This window comes from Brachybacterium sp. AOP24-D1-21 (assembly GCF_052378665.1).
GTDB lineage: Bacteria > Actinomycetota > Actinomycetes > Actinomycetales > Dermabacteraceae > Brachybacterium.
The window spans coordinates 1,213,354-1,229,085 of record NZ_JBQSXX010000001.1; the positions used below are offsets into that span (position 1 = coordinate 1,213,354).

Sequence of the window (15,732 nt, forward strand, 5' to 3'; positions counted from 1 at the left end):
GGCCGACGGATGGCCCGGACGGGGGAACCCCGCACGACGGTGCACGCACTCTACTCCTGGGTGACCGTGCTCACAGTCGGGGGATCGCCGGCACCGACCAGCGTCTCCGACGTCCGCTCGTCGGTCTCCTCGTCGGCCTCATCGGCCTCGGAGCTGTGGGAGTCCAGGCGCAGGGTCTGCACCCACTGGCGCGAGGCGTCGGAGCTGATCGCCATCACGCCCAGGGCGGAGGCTCCCGCCCCCACCAGCAGCGCATGGGAGACCTCGCCGCTCATCGACGTGGCCACGGCCAGACGCGCGAAGGCATCGGCGGTGAACAGCGCCATCAGCGCGATGCGTGCCCAGCGGCTGCGGCGCAGCACCCCGATCTGGAGCACCAGCAGGCCGGCCGCGAACGCGGTGGCGAGAGCGATCTCCTCCGCGGCCGGCAGCACCAGCGCCAGATCCCGGAACAGGGCCGGCAGATCCGTGCCGGTGAGCATCGACACCCACTGCACCCCCACCAGCACCGCCTGCAGCAGCACCAGCAGGCCCGTGAAGACCACGGTGGGCGGCGGCAGATGGTGATCGGAGGCGCGGGCGATGACCTCGTGGAAGTCGTCGACCGTCTCCTGCCACTGGGCGGTCAGCTCGTCGGCGACGTCGGTGCGCCTGCCCGCCGGTGCCCCCAGGCGGGCCGCGGCCAGAGCCGACTGGGTCGCGGCGCGGGCACGGGACTTCATCACCGAGGTGCCGGTGGGCCGGTGGCGGGCCAGCATCATGGCGCTCGCCCCGTCGGAGCGCGCGGCCGCGCCCCCCACGTCGAGCACCGGCAGGTCGCCGTCGGTGCGGATCCGGTCCCCCTGCCCGTTGCGGTGGTGATAGGCGGCGGAGAACTCCTCGATCACCTCCACCTCGATCTGCGGATCCGCGAAGCGCACCGTGTCGACGACGTAGTCGCGCTCGACGTCGATGTTCTCGTCGATGCGGTGAGTGATCTGCAGGGTGAAGAAGGAGAAGCCCACGGCACGGTCGTAGGTGCCTGCGGCGAGCCAGTCCGCGCGGTACCCGCCCGGCAGCACGAAGTCCTTCGGCATCCGCCAGAAGCGCACGTGATGGCGCTTGGTGGTGGTGCCGCCCACCTCCTGCTGATACGTGAAGTCGTGACGCCGGCCCATCAGGTACAGGTCCGAGACGGGCGCGGCCGGATAGGAGCGGCGCAGCAGCGTCGAGCGCACCATCGACCAGGCCGAGGACCATCGACCAGGCCGAGGAGAGGGTCCGCTCCTCGGCGAGCACCCAGCCTGCCCGGCGCATCGCCACGTGCAGGTCCCGCTCGGAGCCGTCGAAGGCCAGATTGATCGGGTCCGAGAGCACCCCCTCGGTGGTGCGGGTGCGGCCGAAGAAGTAGTCCGGCAGGTAGATCCACGTCATCAGCTGATGCAGGCGCGGCAGCGTGATGTAGGTCAGCAGCACCCAGAACCCCAGCAGGTACAGCAGCCGCACTGGGGTCAGGGAGACGCCCTCGACCAGGTACAGCAGCGCCAGCCACAGGGACACCACCACGCCCGCGGCGATGAACAGGTTGTCCAGCAGCGCGTACAGCTCGAACCGGGGACCGGCCGGGGTGTGCCCTCGCGGATGGTCGTAGACGGGGGGCTCCCGCGGGACCGGACGGTCCAGCGGGATCAGGCGCGAGGCGCGCGCCGGGGTCATCGGGGCGCACCGGTCCGCGTCGGCGTCCACGGGGCGGTCGCTGTGCTCCACGAGCTCATGGGCCCATCGTAAGGTTGAGCGGTCCGCGACTTCCCAGGAGGAACCCATGACCATCGCCTCGCTGCCGTTCCACGACGGCCACTCGATCCCCCAGCTCGGCTACGGCGTGTTCAAGGTCGATCCGGACATCGCGGCCGACGTCACCGCGCAGGCCCTGACCGCCGGGTACCGCCACATCGACACCGCCCGGGCGTACGACAACGAGGAGGGCGTGGGCCGCGCCGTCGCCGAGTCCGGGATCGCCCGTGAGGACCTGTTCATCACCACCAAGCTGTGGAACGACTCCCACGCCTACGACGACGCGATCGCGGCCTGCGAGGCCTCGCTCGAGCGGCTCGGCCTCGACTACCTCGACCTCTACCTGGTGCACTGGGCCGTGCCCGCGCAGGGCCGGTACGTCGAGGCGTGGAAGGCGCTGATCGCGCTGAAGGAGCGCGGCCTGGTGCGCTCGATCGGCGTCTCCAACCATCCTCGCCCGCAGCTCGAGGAGATCATCGAGGCGACCGGCGTGGTCCCCGCGATCCACCAGATCGAGCTGCACCCCTACTTCCAGCAGCGAGACCTGCGCGCGCTGCACGCCGAGCACGGCATCCTCACCCAGGGCTGGGGGCCGCTCGGCCAGGGCAAGTCCGATCTGCTCGAGAACGAGACGATCACCTCGATCGCCGCCGCGCACGGCGTGACACCCGCACAGGCGGTGCTGGCCTGGCATCTCGCGCACGGCTTCGTGACCATCCCGAAGTCGGTCACGCCGTCCCGCATCGTGGAGAACCTCGCCGCGGCGCAGGTGGACCTCAGCGCCGACGAGGTCGCCGCGATCGACGCGCTCGACCGCGAGGACGGCCGCGGCGGCGCGGACCCGGCCACCAAGACCGCCTGAGGCCCGGCGGGACGGGGGTGCCTGGGCGCCTCCCCCGCGCTGGCCTTCCCCGAAGTGACCACGCCCGCTGCGGCCTCCCCCTAGGTGACCGAACAGTAGCTGGCGGATGAGCGCACGCTCTTCGTATATAGGAAGAGCGTGCGCCTATCCGCCACCTCCCGGGATCGTCCCGGCCCCCGGCTCCCCGGCGCAGGGACCCAGCGGGACGCGGCGCGGCGGGGGCCCGGCCGGCGCGCGGCGGGGGCCCGGCCGGCGCGCGGCGCGGGGCGCGGGCTCGCACGTGACCGGCCCAGCTCCCGCGTCGCTCGCCGCCGGATCCTGACGTGGCCTGCGCCTCGGCTACAGTGAGCCGAGTTCGGAGTCGATATGAGGGGGAAGCGTCGTGGACGGGGTCGAAGCAGGCCAGGGCAGGGGCAGGCCGCGGCGCACGGCTCTGATCATCACGGCGGCGGTCGCGGCCCTCGCACTGGTGATCGGCGCGGTCGTCGTGGGGGTGCCGTGGCTGCGTCAGTCGGACGCCGCCGCGGACATGGGCGCCACTGAGATCTCCGGGGCCGATCCCTCCGATTCCGACGGCTCCTCCGGCACCGGCTCGCCCGGCACCGGCTCGTCCGGCATCGAGTCCTCCGGCATCGAGCAGGAGCTCGCCGCCGGCACCACCGAGGTGCGGGTCGCCGAGGCGGGCGTGGACCGCACCGCCCTCGCCCGCATCACCATCGACCCCGCCGAGGACGTCGTGCTCTCGGAGCGGGGCTCCGCCGTGCTCACCGCTGCGGGCGGGACCGGTCCGCTCTCCGCCACGTCCTTCGTCGCGGTGAGGGACGGTGTCATCACCGTGGAGTCCTCCTCCCCCGTCGCGGTGCACCTCGAGGTCCTGGCGCTCTTCGACGGCGGCGCCGAGACGGCCGGATCGCTGCGGCTGCTGCCCGCGGCCGTGCAGGTCGTGAGCACGGAGGCCGGGATCGGCACGGATGACCTCACCGCTGCGCAGGACGTCTACGTGGGCGGCTTCGCCGTGCCCCAGGGCACGCCCCATGCCCTGGCCCGGATCACCGCCACCTTCGCGGCGCCGACGGCCGTGACGCTCTCCGATCAGGTGCTGCACTTCCCTCAGGGCAGCTCGACCACCACCACGGTGCTCAGCACCGTCGACGATGCCGTCAGCCTCTCCGCCGCGAGCCCCGGGGACCTCGAGATCGATGTGATCGGCTATGTGACCGCCGCCGACGCCACGGCTCCTCCCGGTGCCGAGGTCGACTCCACGACGGCCGGTGCCGTGATGGGAGTGTCCTCGCAGGCTCCGCAGCAGCTCGAGTTCACCGGCGGCACTCCTGCGCAGGCGGATCTCGGTGCTGTGCACGCCACCGCCGTGATCGGCCTGCTCTCCCCGGGATCCGGCAGCGCCGGCACCATCACCAGCACCTATGACGACAACGCCCGCCACCGCGGCACGGCCGTGACCGCGGATGCCGAGCGCGCCGGCGAGCTGGTGATCGTCTCCGCGGAGGACCCTCAGCTCACCGCCGACGTGGACGCGCAGGCGGAGTTCCTGCCCGTCGCGATCGTGCAGCCGCAGGAGGTCGACCGCGGCGAGGACGTCACCGTGACGATGGACTCCTTCCCCGGCGGCGCGATCGATGCCGAGCACGGGATCGTCCGCATCGAGGGGACGTTCCGTGCACCCCACCGGATCGCCTCGATCGCCGTGGCGGTGAACGGCGAGGAGGTCACGCCGAGCGCGCCGCTCCGCCTCGATGGGAACGGCGGCACCTGGCACCAGGACATCATCCCCGCGCAGAGCGGTCCGTTGGAGATCACGGTCACCGCGACCGACGTCGGCGGCGCCACGGCGACCGCGACCTGGGACGGCACCGTGACCGTCCCGTCGGACGACGCCCTGGTCCTCTCCCCGCAGGCGCAGATCCTCACCCCCGAGGCCACGGCCGGGATGACGCAGGAGAGCGCGGCGGTCCTCTCCTCCGCGGAGGCACCCGGCTACGGGATCGGCGACGTGATCGTCGCAGGTGCCTCCGACGGTCTCCCCGGCGGCACGCTCGGGCAGGTGCTCGCGCTCCGCTACGAGCAGGGCCGCTGGCTCACGATCCTCGGGCCCGCCACCTTGGGCAACGTGATCCTGCAGGGTGAGTTCGACGAGGTCCTCGACCGTGGGGACTCGGACGAGATCGTGCAGCGAGGCACCGACGGTGCTGAGCAGCCCCTCACCACCCCGGCCCCCGGTGCCGTCCCCGTCGGCCCCGTCGGCGGGATAGGCGGTGTCGGTGCCGGGGCGACGGTCCCCGCCGGTGTGACGGGCGCCGGCCCCGTCGACCCGGCGTTCCCGGGCATCGCGCCCGCCCGGCCGACCTTCCCGCGCATGGACGGTTCGGCCGGGGAGCCGCGGGAGATCGCGACCGACGAGACCTACGGCCTGCTCGCGCACAGCTGCGACGAGGAGCTCGAATCGATCCCGCTGGCTGCCGAGGAGGGCAAGGGCACCTCGTCGGACGGACTGTGGTCGCTGAGCGGTTCGGCGGAGCTCGACCTCTCCGTGACGTGCGAGGCGAAGCTGGGGGTGCGAATCGCGTACAGCGCCGAGTACAAGCCCGAGGGCGCGATCGCCGTGGGTCTCGACGCGGTCCACTTCCTGAACACGATCCAGGTCCTCGAGGACGACGCCACGGAGCAGATCGGCGGGGTGCTGACCACGGCCGGCTCCCTGTTCGAGAGCGACTGGACGATGAGCACCTCCCTCCTGGGCTCGGCGGAGATGTCCGTCGGGCTCAGCGGCAGCGCGAAAGGCGACATCTCCACGGTCGACGACGAGTTCGACGCGCACCTCCCGCTCGCCCGGACCACGTTCTTCCTCGGACCGGTCCCCGTCACCCTCGACGGGGACGTCACCCTCACCCCCCGCATCTCACTCAACGCGACCGGTGAGTTCGACCTGACCAGCACGTTCTCCGGATCCGTGGAGGGTGGCCTCACCCTGCAGCGCAGCACCGGGATCACGCCGCTGTCCGCGCTGGACACCGGTCTGGCCACGACGATGTCCGGGACGGCGAGCGCGACGGCCACCGCGTCCCTCGCCGTGGAGCCGACCCTGACCCTGTACAAGACGATCTCGCTCGGGTATTCCGCGACTCCCACGGCGGAGGCGACGGCCGAGGGCGAGTTCTCGGCATCGGACGGCAGCTCCTTCTCCCTCGCCGATCCGGACGCCACAGCCGGGAAGGCCGCCGACGACGACCTCACACTGACCACGAAGGGTCGGCGCTACCTCGGCCTCGAGGGCTCCTTCACGGTCGGGCTCGACCTCGAGCGCGAGCTGGCGGTGTTCCCCGGCGTGCTCACGGCGCTCGAGACCGCGGGTGTGCCGCTCGAGGTCACTGTGGTCGACGAGACCTTCTCCACCGAGACCGTCGCGGAGACGATCCTGTGGGAGTACTCCTACCCGGAGGATCTGGACCCGGAGACCTACGAGCCGGAGATCCCCGAGCCGGACTTCAGCGATGACGGCGCCGAGATGCTCGCCGAGCTCGAGGGGAAGACCTTCGTGTTCTCCTCCGGTGCGGGCGCCTGGGGGACGAGCTACGAGATGGGCGCCGACGGCACCTTCACCGGGACCTACCATGACTCCGAGATGGGCGCGGGCGTCCGGTTCGTGGCCGAGTTCGAGGGCCGTTTCGAGGTCGGTGAACAGATCGACGAGACCACCTATGCGCTGGAGCTGGCAGAGTTCACGCGCACCTCGCCGGCGAGCGGCACGGAGGACGCCGACGGGATCACGATCGAGTACCGGGACTCGGTGTACGGATTCGACCAGTGCCGTGACTTCCGCCTGCTGCTGCCCGACACGCCCACGAGCAGCCTGAACGAAGGCCAGAAGCTGTGGGCGGGCGGGCACTCCACGGACTCGACGCTGCGGGTCTTCGCCGTCACCTGCCACGAAGAAGACCGGCAGGAGGACATCCTGCACAACGAGATGGTCTGAACGCCACCGCGAACCGGCGGCTCCGGCTCAGTAGTAGACCGCGAGCGGCCCCGTCGGCCCGTCGATGACCTGCACCGGGGTGTCGAACACGCGGGTGAGGACGTCGCCGCTCATGATCTCGTCGACCGGGCCGGCCTCGACCACGCCGCCGTTCTTCATGGCGATGATGTGGTCGGCGTAGTGGGCGGCGAAGTTGATGTCGTGCAGGACCACCACGATGGTGCGCCCCAGCTCGCGGGCGGCGTCGCGCAGCCGGGCCATCATCTGCACGCTGTGGCGCATGTCGAGGTTGTTCAGCGGCTCGTCCAGGAGCACGTACTCGGTGTCCTGGGCGAGGACCATCGCGACGTAGGCGCGCTGGCGCTGCCCGCCGGAGAGCTGGTCGAGATAGCGGTCCTCGAGCTCGTCGAGGTTCAGGAAGTCGATCGCCTCGGTGATCTTCTGCTCGTCGAGCTTGGTCAGGCGCCCCTTGGAGTAGGGGAAGCGGCCGAAGCCGACCAGCTGGCGCACGGTGAGGCGGGTGATGAAGTGGTTCTCCTGGCGCAGCACCGAGAGGATCTTGGCGAGGTCCTTCGAGGCGGTCGAGGAGATGTCGTACCCGGCCACCTCGATCGCGCCCTCGTCGATGTCCAGCAGGCGTCCCACCATGGTGAGCATCGTGGACTTGCCCGCCCCGTTCGGCCCCACCAGCGCGGTGACCCCGCCGGAGGGGATCTTCGTGGTGACCGGCCCGATGGTGACGGTCTCGGTCCCTGAGGTGTAGCGCTTCCGCACTGCATCGATGGCGATCACAGGCGCCCCTTCTTCATGATGACGATGAGGAACACGGTTCCTCCGACGAGTTCGATGATGATCGAGACGACGCCCTGCGCGTAGAACACGTGGTTCATGACGAAGTACGCGCCGGCGAGGACCACGAAGGCGGTCAGCGCCCCGATCGGGAACAGCAGGCGATGGTCGTGGGTGCCCGCCAGCTGGTACGCGAGGGTCGCCACGAGGAAGCCGAAGAAGGTCATCGGGCCCACCAGCGCGGTGGAGACCGCCATCAGCACCGAGACCAGCACCAGCATGTAGATGGTCTGCCGGCCGTGATCGACGCCGACGTTGATGCACACGTCGCGGCCCAGCGAGATGACGTTGAGCTTGCGGGCGTTCAGCCAGATCAGCAGACCGGCCACCACGATCATCGGGATCGCGAACGGCAGGTACTCGGCGCTGGCGTTGGTGACCGAGCCGAAGAGCCGGGCGGTGAGCACGTCGAACTCGCTCGGGGTCAGCAGGCGCTGCATGAAGGTCGAGACCGCCCCCATGCCACCGCCGATGATGATGCCCACCAGCAGCATCACCTGGATGTTCGCGTACTTGCCGCGCAACAGCCAGCCGTACAGCAGGACCGACAGCCCCACCATCAGCGCGACCTGCACCAGGAACTGCCCGGTGCCGTTCAGCGCGACCACGCCGGCCACTCCGAGGGTGTAAACGGCGGCGGTCTGGATCACGGCGTAGAGGGACTCGAACCCCATGATCGAGGGGGTGATGATGCGGTTGTTGGTGACGGTCTGGAACGTGATCGTGGCGATCGCCTGGCAGAACGCGACCACTGCCATCACGATCAGGGAGGTTGCGCGCATCTCGGCGATCAACCAGAAGCCGCGCGAGCCCACCGGCATCGGGTTGCCGATCGCGAGCAGGCCCAGCGCGAAGCCGGCCGCCAGCAGCGTCAGGGCGGTGAGCACGATCCAGTAGCGGCGGCGGGACTTCACGTCCCGGAAGGCGCCGGAGCTGCTGCGGGTGCTGCGCGGGGCTCCGATCACCTCGAGATCGCCGACGAGATCTGCCGGGGAGGTGCTGATCTCCGTGCTCGGCGCCTCGGTGTCGATCCCGCCGAGACGGCGATCGCCGTGGGACTGGGCGAGCCGCTGGGGTGCGGGGTTGCGCTCAACCATGACGGCGCTGCCTCATCAGCAGGGCGATGAAGACGACCGCCCCCACGATCCCGAGGATCAGGGAGACGGGAACCTCGAAGGGCATGATGATGGTGCGGCCGATGAGATCGCAGACGGTGACGATCGCGATGCCGAGCAGGCACACCCAGGGCAGGTTCGAGCGCAGGTCGTCGCCCCGGACCATCGAGACCACGTTGGGCACGATCAGGCCCAGGAACGGCAGGTTGCCCACCACCACGGTGACCACGCCCGTGGCGATCGCGACCAGCCCGGTGCCCATCAGCAGCACCCGGTGGTAGTTCACGCCCACGTTGGTGGCGATGTCCTCGCCGAGCCCGGCGACGGTGAGCCGGTCGGCCACGATGAAGACGGCAACGCCGACCAGCAGCACGATCCACAGCACCTCGTAGCTGCCCCGCAGCACCGAGGTGAAGGACCCGGCGAACCAGACCCCGAGGTTCTGCAGCGCATCGAACTGGAGCGCCACGAAGGTGGAGACGGAGCCGACGACGGCACCGAGCATGATGCCGATGATCGGCACGATGAGCGAGCTGCGCAGGGTGACCTTGCGCAGGAACAGGAAGAACACCATCGTCCCCACGAAGGAGAAGATGATCGCGACCGTCATCCGGGTCAGCAGGCCCGCCCCCGGCACGAAGATCATCACCAGGATCAGTCCCAGCCCCGCCCACTCGGTGGTGCCGGTGGTCGAGGGCTCCACGAAGCGGTTCTGCGTCATCAGCTGCATGATCAGCCCGGACATCGCCATCGCGGCGCCGGCCAGCACCAGTGCCACGGTCCGGGGGATGCGGGTGATGGCGAACATCTCCGCGCCGTTCTCGGTGCCGAAGACGTCGTAGACGCCGGTGAAGAGCGAGGCGACGAGCAGCAGCGCGACCAGCACGATGCCGATCAGGAGCTTGCCGTCGATCAGCCGTTCACGACCGCGGCGCCGCTGCGGGGGCGACGCGGTGGTGAGCGAGGGAGTGGACATCAGGTCTCCTGGAAGGGGCAGAAATGCGGGAGCACGCGCCGTGCGGCGGGCGGGACCTTGTCGGTCCTGCCCGCCGCACGATGGTCAGCGCTGGGGGACGTGGCTCAGGCCTTGGCCTCGAGCGCGTCAGCCAGAGCCGTGAAGAACTCGGTGTAGGTCTGGATGGACTCGTTGGTGTACGTGTCCGCGGGCATGTAGACGATGTTGCCCTCAGCCACCGCCGTGACCCCTGCGAGCGCCTCGGAGGAGCTCAGCAGCTCGTTGGCGGGCTTGTACTCCGGATCGTCGGCGGAGACGGCCGCGTCGCGGTCCATCACCAGGATCCAGTCCGGGTTCGAGGAGGCGATCGCCTCGACGGAGATGTCATCGCCCTGGTGGTCGTCGCTCGCACCCTCGACCTCGAGCGCGGGCACCAGGGTGAGTGCGTCGAAGGCCCAGCCCAGGGTGCGGCCCTTGCCCGGGGCGATGTAGCCGATCTCGCCGCCGGAGGTGTTCACGGCCATGACGGTGTCCGAGCCGTTGTATGCCGCAGTGACGCGCTCGATGGCCGCATCGAGGTCGGTGCCGAGCTGTGCGGCCTCGGTCTGCTTGCCGAAGACCTCGCCGAGGACGGCGACCTGGCGCTTGAGCTCGTCGGCGAAGGGCTGGTCATCGCGCGGGTCGAGCTCGAGGATGGTCGCGTCGGGCGCGAACTTCACGAAGTCATCGTGATAGTCGGCGAAGCGCTGGCCGTTGATGATCAGCGTGGGCTCGGCGGCGACGACAGCCTCGAGGTCGGGCTCGCGGTGGTTGCCGAGGTCGATGATCGACTCGTCGTCCTTGTAGCCGATGGTGGTCGGCATGAGCGCGCGAGCCGCGGCGGTCAGGGTGACACCCCAGGCCTCGAGGGTCTCGAAGGTGCGGTTGTCGGTCGCGACCACGGAGGCGGGCGGGGTCTGCACGGTCTGGGCGCCGTTGTTGTCCTCGACCTCGACCGTCCCGGCCGGCGCGCCGCCCGCGCCGCTCGCGGCGGAGCCGTCGGCGGCCTGGGTGGAGCCGCCGCAGGCGGTGAGGAACAGGCCGAAGGCGCCGGCCAGGGAGGCGGCGCCGAGCGTGCGTCGGCTGAGCGAGGGTAGCGGAGTCATAGGGACCTCTGTCGTCGTGAGGGAAGGGATGGGCTCCCCGCCGGCGGGGACGAGTTAAGGCTAGCCTCACCTCCCGCTATTTCGCCACTTCAGACTTGCTTTATTCCACGGACTGGACAGTGACCCTCGTCTCATACCCCATCGGACGGCGGGCCCGGCGCGCCGCTAGGGTGGTCCCGGCACCCGGGGAGCAGGGGCGGGTGCGCGCACGGATCCGAGGGGGACCCATGACCGACGGCAACGGACCGCAGCTGCCCGATTTCTCCGGCGGCGGGAGCGGCGGGGGCGGCGCCCCGCGCCTGCCCGACTTCTCCGGCGGCGTGTCCGCGAGTGGTGGATCCTCCGGCGGGAGCGGCGGATCCTCCGGCGGCCCCGGCGATCCGTTCGGCGGCGACCCCGGCCTGACCGGCCCCCGCGAGCCCGGCTCCGGGCGCGGGAAGGGGCCGCTGATCGCGCTGCTCGTCGGTGGCGGCGTGGTCCTCGTGGCCGTCCTCGCGATCGGCGCGCTGATCCTCTCGCAGACCGTCCTCTCCCCCGACCGCGAGGACCCGACGGTGACCTCCGAGCCCGCGAGCACCGAGCCGGACCCGTCGGAGGACGCGACCCCGTCGGAGGTCGTCCCCACCACGGAGTCCGAGCCGAGCGAGGACCCGTCGCTGACCACCATCGAGGCGCCCACCGTGGAGTGCACCTCTCCCGGCAACCGGCAGACCACCGAGCAGGTCGACGGGTCCGTGCGCGGCGGCGGCCTCGAGTTCGCGGTGCTGGCCGGCTGGAACACCGGCTCCAACTGGGGCCGCAGCGCGATATACATGACCGACGTCCACTCGGCCGATCAGCCGGTCGAGGCGGGCTGGTACTCCGTCGCCTCCGTCGGCGCCGTCGAGTGGCCCGAGGAGGAGGGCGGCTACCCCGGCGCGGAGGCGACGGCCCGCGCGATCTTCCAGTGCTCGAACACCCGCGACGAGGCGAAGGAGCTGTACGGCGAGCCGGCGCAGGCCGCCGCCTACCGCGACGAGGCGATCGAGGTCGACGGCCATCCCGGCTGGATCGTCTCGGGCGACCTGCAGGTCTCCGAGCTCGCACTGATGCGCACCACGGACGCCTGGCGGAACGTGGTCATCGTCGTCGACACACCGGACGGCCCCGCGGTCTTCGAGGGCGGCGCCGCGCTCGGCCACGAGCAGCAGGTCGCGGATCTGGACGCGATGATCGCGAGCCTCCGCGTCTACTGAGCGGCGCGGGCGCCGACCGGGGCCGACGGGCGATCCCGTCGGCCCCGGCGGCTCGGCGGCGGCAGCCTACCTCCAGGTGTCCGTGAGAGCGAGCGTCCCGTCGGCGCCGACGGTCGCCGTGCGGTTCGCGCCCGACTCCCAGACGGCGGCGCCCGAGTCGTCGACCTTCACGTACTTGTACTCGAAGCTCGTGCCGGCCGGCAGGTCCACGCCGCCCGTCCAGCTCGGGTAGCCCGAGGGGTCCAGGGCGACGCCGGAGGCGGGCTGCCAGCCGCCCAGCTCAGGCACCGAGCCGACGATCCGCACCTCCTGGCCCCAGACCGTGCTCGCGTGCACGCTCACGGAGGCCTTCCCGGCGACGGGCTCGGTGCCCGGGTCGGGATCCGGCGTGGTGCCGCCGGAGGTCTTCTCCACGTGCAGGGCGAGCGCCCCGTAGGCGGGGAGGGTCGCCGAGAAGGTGCCGTCGGCCGCGACGGTGATCGTCTCGGAGCAGTCGCTCGCGGCGACCACGTCGCAGTACGTGCCCGCAGGCAGCGAGCTGCTGTAGGTGCGGGTGGTCGCGGAGCCGGTGTTGTTGATGGCCACGAATCCCTTGTCGCCGCGGCCGAAGGCGATCTGGTTGCCGCCGTCGTCCCACCAGTTCGTCAGCGCGGTGCCGGCGACGGTGTTGTGGAAGCCGACCATGCCCTGGATCTCGGTCCAGCGCTGGGTGCAGGTCCACGCGTCGGAGTCGCAGCTCGCGTCGGGCACGGAGGTCGCGGTGGCGCCGGGGGCGCCCGCATCCTTGTCGGTGAAGGTGTAGCCGGAGTACACCGAGGGGGACCCGTAGGGGTAGGCGAGCATGAACGTGTTGGCCAGGGCGTACTTCGCACCCCAGGTCTCGTTCATGGTCTCGCCGTTGCGCTCGGTGTCGTGGTTGTCGACGAACACCCCGGCCTGGGCGGAGGGGAGCTTGCCGTTCGAGATGTGCTGCAGGTTCGCGATCGAGCCGTCGAAGTCGGACTTCAGCTGGCGGGCGTAGTCGAACTCGTGCACGTCACCGGTGCCCGTGTACTCGGACTCCTGGATCGGCTCGCCGGCCGCGCCGATGACCTCCTGCACCCAGTAGGCGTTCGGGTCGCTGAGCTTCGCCTTGATCGCCGCCAGGTCGCTCGCGGGGATGTGCTTCGCGGCGTCGATGCGGAAGCCGGCGACGCCGAGCGAGAGCAGGTCGTTCATATATCCGGCGAGGGTGTTCTGCACGTACTCGGAGCCGGTGCGGAGGTCCTGCAGGGACACCAGGCGGCAGTTCTGCACCTGGAACCGATCCTGGTAGTTGCTGATGTTCGTGCGGCAGTCGTTGAAGTCGGCGGCGCCGTAGATGCCGGGGAAGTAGTCGATGCCGTAGGGGGTTCCGGCGGTGCCGGTGCCGGAGCCGCCGTCGGTCCCGGTGGTGTGGTTGATGACGGCGTCGGCGATGACCTCGACGCCGGCGGCGTTGCAGGTCTCGACCATGGCGGCGAACTCGGCGCGGGTGCCGAGCTTACCCTCGATCTTGTAGCTCACGGGCTGGTAGGAGGTCCACCAGTCCGTGCCGTGGATCGTCTCCTGCGGCGGGGAGACCTGGACGTAGCCGAAGCCCGCGGGGCCGATGGTGCTCGTGCACTCCGCGGCCACGGAGTCCCAGGTCCACTGGAAGAGGTTGAGGATGACGTCGCCACGACCGTTCTCCGAGGTGGCACCGCCGCTGGGCACGGGGGGCGAGCCCTGTGCGGGTGGGGAGGTGGCCGGGGAGCCGGCGACGGCGAGGAGGAGCGCAAGGGCGAGGGCTGCGGCGAGGCGGATCAGCGGGCGCGGGGCCGCTGTGCCGATGGGGGAGTGCTGCATGGGTTCTCTCCTGGGGATGGGCCGACCACTGGGGCCGACCCCCGGCGTCATAGCCGGATCGGGGATGCAAGAACTTGCGAAGGGACGCGTACGCTTGCGAAGGAGAGTAGCGAGTTCAGCTCGTGCCGTCGAGGGGTTCCGTCAAACCTGCCCGATTTCCGATTGTTCATGCAGGTCAGAAGCGTGAGCAAGAATCCGGCGACGGCGGACATCTGACGCCACCGCGATGCAAGATCTTGCACTCCAGGTTCCGGAGGACCTCCGCGTCGGGTCGACCGCAGAGCATCCCCCTCCACCTCCCCTCACCTCACCTCACGCTCTCCCGCGCCCTCGCCATCTCAACGTTGTGCCCGCTGTGCTTCCAGGAACGGAAGCACAGCGGGCACAACCGGCGGGTGCGGGGCGGGGGCCCGGCCGGCGCGGGGCGGGGGCCCGGCCGGGGCCGGGGGTCAGTCGGCCTGCTTCTCGAGGGCGCACTCGAGCTTCACGGCGCGCTTCTCGGCCTGCTTGGCGGCCCTCTTCGCCTCGCGGGAGCCGCTGCCGGTGCCGATGATCAGGGCGAGGGCGATCGCCGCCATCCAGGAATCCTTGGCCAGCGGGGTCCCGGACTGCGAGGGACGCACGCCATCGGCCTCGGTCATCTCCGGGGTGCGGAAGTACATCGAGAGCATCGAGCCGGAGAACCCGGCGAGCGCGAGGCCCGCGACCTTGGTGGGCACGAAGGGCAGCAGCAGGGAGGAGCCCACGGCGATCTCGCCGAACGCGACGAGCCGCCCGAACTGCTTCGGGGAGAGCGTCTCGACCGCGGGGATGCCGTTGACGGCCATCGCCTGGAGATGCGCGGCGGTCTGCTCGTCCATGCCGAGCTTGCCGATGCCCGAGTTGAGGATGAAGGCGCCGGGGACGGCGCGCAGGATGGCGGTGCTGAGGGCCATGACGAAAGCCTTTCAGAGAGGATTGTTTTCGTTTTCAACAATAGGGTCGTGTCGTGAGTCTGTCGACCCCTCCTTGGCCACAGGCAGGAGACTGTGACGATGCACATTCTGCTCCCCGCACCCCGATGAGCGCCTCCGTCCTGGCCCTGGTGCTCGCGGCGGCGCTCTGCCACGCGCTGTGGAACCTCGCGGCCAAGCGCGTGGACACCGACGGCTATGCCTTCGTGTGGTGCTACGACCTGGCCTCGGTGCTGCTGTGGGCGCCGCTGGCGATCTACGCGCTGATCCAGGCGGACCTCGGGCTCTCCCCCGCCCTGCTGCTCGCGCCGCTGATCTCCGGAGTGCTCCACATCGCCTATCAGCTCACCCTCCAGACCGGCTATGCCAGGGCGGACCTCGGGGTCGTGTACCCGGTCGCCCGCGGGGTCGGTCCGGTGCTGAGCATGGTGGTTGCGATCCTGGTGCTCGGGGAGCGTCCGGGCTGGGCGGCAGCCCTCGGTGCGCTGACGGTGATCGCCGGGATCGTGGTGGTGGCGACCGGCCGCACCGCCACCGGCCGCCAGGGGGTCCGCGCCGGCGTGGCCTGGGGCGCGATGACCGGCGTCGCGATCGCCGCCTACACCCTGTGGGACAGCATCAGCGTGACCACCTTCGGCCTGCCACCGGCCACCTATTTCGTGATCAGCTGCCTGTGGCAGGTGGTGCTGATGACTCCCACGCTCCTGCGCCGGCACCGCGACCGCCTGCGCCCGGTGCTCCGCACCCGATGGCGGGAGATCGCGACGGTGGCGGTGCTGTCGCCGCTGGCCTATGTGCTGGTCCTGGAGGCGATGCGCACCGCACCGGTGTCGCTGGTGGCGCCCGCCCGCGAATCGAGCATCGTGGTGGGGTCACTCCTGGCGTGGTGGCTGTTCAAGGAGCCGGACCCGCTGAGACGACTGCTGGGCGCGGGGATCGTGCTGGCCGGGATCGTGCTGATCACGCTCTGAGCCTCGCGGGGCTCTGC

Annotated in this window: 11 protein-coding genes and 1 pseudogene; 4 read left to right on the top strand and 8 right to left on the bottom strand. The window is 70.6% G+C overall.

Annotated elements, in window-relative coordinates:
- Positions 1–50 precede the first annotated feature (50 nt).
- Complete coding sequence (locus ACT3UF_RS05430; protein ID WP_444502152.1) at positions 51–1,220, bottom strand: LssY C-terminal domain-containing protein; 1,170 nt, start codon at positions 1,218–1,220, stop codon at positions 51–53.
- 28 nt (positions 1,221–1,248) lie between these two features.
- Positions 1,249–1,809 (bottom strand): annotated as a pseudogene (locus ACT3UF_RS05435) (LssY C-terminal domain-containing protein); the annotation flags it as partial.
- Between ACT3UF_RS05435 and ACT3UF_RS05440 the strand changes: the two are divergent.
- Positions 1,802–2,635, top strand: coding sequence for an aldo/keto reductase (locus tag ACT3UF_RS05440; RefSeq protein ID WP_441445367.1), 834 nt, complete (start codon positions 1,802–1,804; stop codon positions 2,633–2,635). The pseudogene ACT3UF_RS05435 and the gene ACT3UF_RS05440 overlap by 8 nt on opposite strands.
- 382 nt (positions 2,636–3,017) lie before the next feature.
- On the top strand, positions 3,018–6,626 hold the full coding sequence (locus ACT3UF_RS05445) for a hypothetical protein (RefSeq protein WP_444598819.1): 3,609 nt from the start codon (positions 3,018–3,020) through the stop codon (positions 6,624–6,626).
- Between the two features lie 27 nt (positions 6,627–6,653).
- Here ACT3UF_RS05445 and ACT3UF_RS05450 read toward each other — a convergent pair whose 3' ends face one another.
- The 4 genes from ACT3UF_RS05450 to ACT3UF_RS05465 form a co-directional block, all read right to left on the bottom strand.
- Positions 6,654–7,418 carry an iron ABC transporter ATP-binding protein gene (locus ACT3UF_RS05450; protein WP_444598820.1) on the bottom strand — a complete coding sequence of 255 codons (765 nt, stop codon included), beginning with the start codon at positions 7,416–7,418 and terminating at the stop codon, positions 6,654–6,656.
- A complete protein-coding gene (locus tag ACT3UF_RS05455; RefSeq protein ID WP_444598821.1) occupies positions 7,415–8,572 on the bottom strand; it encodes an iron chelate uptake ABC transporter family permease subunit in 1,158 nt (385 codons plus the stop codon). The genes ACT3UF_RS05450 and ACT3UF_RS05455 overlap by 4 nt, the downstream gene beginning before the upstream one ends.
- The gene (locus tag ACT3UF_RS05460) at positions 8,565–9,566 is read right to left on the bottom strand and encodes an ABC transporter permease (RefSeq protein ID WP_444598822.1); all 1,002 of its coding nucleotides are present in this window, start codon (positions 9,564–9,566) and stop codon (positions 8,565–8,567) included. The genes ACT3UF_RS05455 and ACT3UF_RS05460 overlap by 8 nt, the downstream gene beginning before the upstream one ends.
- A 104-nt stretch (positions 9,567–9,670) precedes the next feature.
- Complete coding sequence (locus ACT3UF_RS05465; RefSeq protein ID WP_444598823.1) at positions 9,671–10,690, bottom strand: siderophore ABC transporter substrate-binding protein; 1,020 nt, start codon at positions 10,688–10,690, stop codon at positions 9,671–9,673.
- Positions 10,691–10,917: 227 nt separating this feature from the next.
- On the opposite strand from ACT3UF_RS05465, the gene ACT3UF_RS05470 reads away from it, so the two are divergent.
- Positions 10,918–11,925: a hypothetical protein gene (locus tag ACT3UF_RS05470; protein ID WP_444598824.1), complete on the top strand. Its 1,008-nt coding sequence runs from the start codon at positions 10,918–10,920 to the stop codon at positions 11,923–11,925.
- A gap of 66 nt (positions 11,926–11,991) precedes the next feature.
- On the opposite strand, the gene ACT3UF_RS05475 is transcribed toward ACT3UF_RS05470, so the two are convergent.
- Both ACT3UF_RS05475 and ACT3UF_RS05480 read right to left on the bottom strand, forming a co-directional pair.
- Positions 11,992–13,791, bottom strand: a complete 1,800-nt coding sequence (locus ACT3UF_RS05475; protein WP_444598825.1) for a carbohydrate-binding module family 20 domain-containing protein — start codon at positions 13,789–13,791, stop codon at positions 11,992–11,994.
- 449 nt (positions 13,792–14,240) lie between these two features.
- Positions 14,241–14,726 carry a hypothetical protein gene (locus ACT3UF_RS05480; RefSeq protein ID WP_444598826.1) on the bottom strand — a complete coding sequence of 162 codons (486 nt, stop codon included), beginning with the start codon at positions 14,724–14,726 and terminating at the stop codon, positions 14,241–14,243.
- A 125-nt stretch (positions 14,727–14,851) separates the two neighbouring features.
- On the opposite strand from ACT3UF_RS05480, the gene ACT3UF_RS05485 reads away from it, so the two are divergent.
- The gene (locus tag ACT3UF_RS05485) at positions 14,852–15,715 is read left to right on the top strand and encodes a DMT family transporter (protein ID WP_444598827.1); all 864 of its coding nucleotides are present in this window, start codon (positions 14,852–14,854) and stop codon (positions 15,713–15,715) included.
- The last annotated feature ends 17 nt before the right edge of the window (positions 15,716–15,732 follow it).

What these genes read in the sequence shown, in the direction of transcription:
- ACT3UF_RS05430 (WP_444502152.1), bottom strand. Translation starts at nt 1,220, where the DNA reads ATGGTGCGCTCGACGCTGCTGCGCCGCTCCTATCCGGCCGCGCCCGTC.
- ACT3UF_RS05460 (WP_444598822.1), bottom strand. Translation starts at nt 9,566, where the DNA reads ATGTCCACTCCCTCGCTCACCACCGCGTCGCCCCCGCAGCGGCGCCGC.
- ACT3UF_RS05475 (WP_444598825.1), bottom strand. Translation starts at nt 13,791, where the DNA reads ATGCAGCACTCCCCCATCGGCACAGCGGCCCCGCGCCCGCTGATCCGC.
- ACT3UF_RS05480 (WP_444598826.1), bottom strand. Translation starts at nt 14,726, where the DNA reads ATGGCCCTCAGCACCGCCATCCTGCGCGCCGTCCCCGGCGCCTTCATC.
- ACT3UF_RS05470 (WP_444598824.1), top strand. Translation starts at nt 10,918, where the DNA reads ATGACCGACGGCAACGGACCGCAGCTGCCCGATTTCTCCGGCGGCGGG.
- ACT3UF_RS05455 (WP_444598821.1), bottom strand. Translation starts at nt 8,572, where the DNA reads ATGGTTGAGCGCAACCCCGCACCCCAGCGGCTCGCCCAGTCCCACGGC.
- ACT3UF_RS05465 (WP_444598823.1), bottom strand. Translation starts at nt 10,690, where the DNA reads ATGACTCCGCTACCCTCGCTCAGCCGACGCACGCTCGGCGCCGCCTCC.
- ACT3UF_RS05440 (WP_441445367.1), top strand. Translation starts at nt 1,802, where the DNA reads ATGACCATCGCCTCGCTGCCGTTCCACGACGGCCACTCGATCCCCCAG.
- ACT3UF_RS05485 (WP_444598827.1), top strand. Translation starts at nt 14,852, where the DNA reads ATGAGCGCCTCCGTCCTGGCCCTGGTGCTCGCGGCGGCGCTCTGCCAC.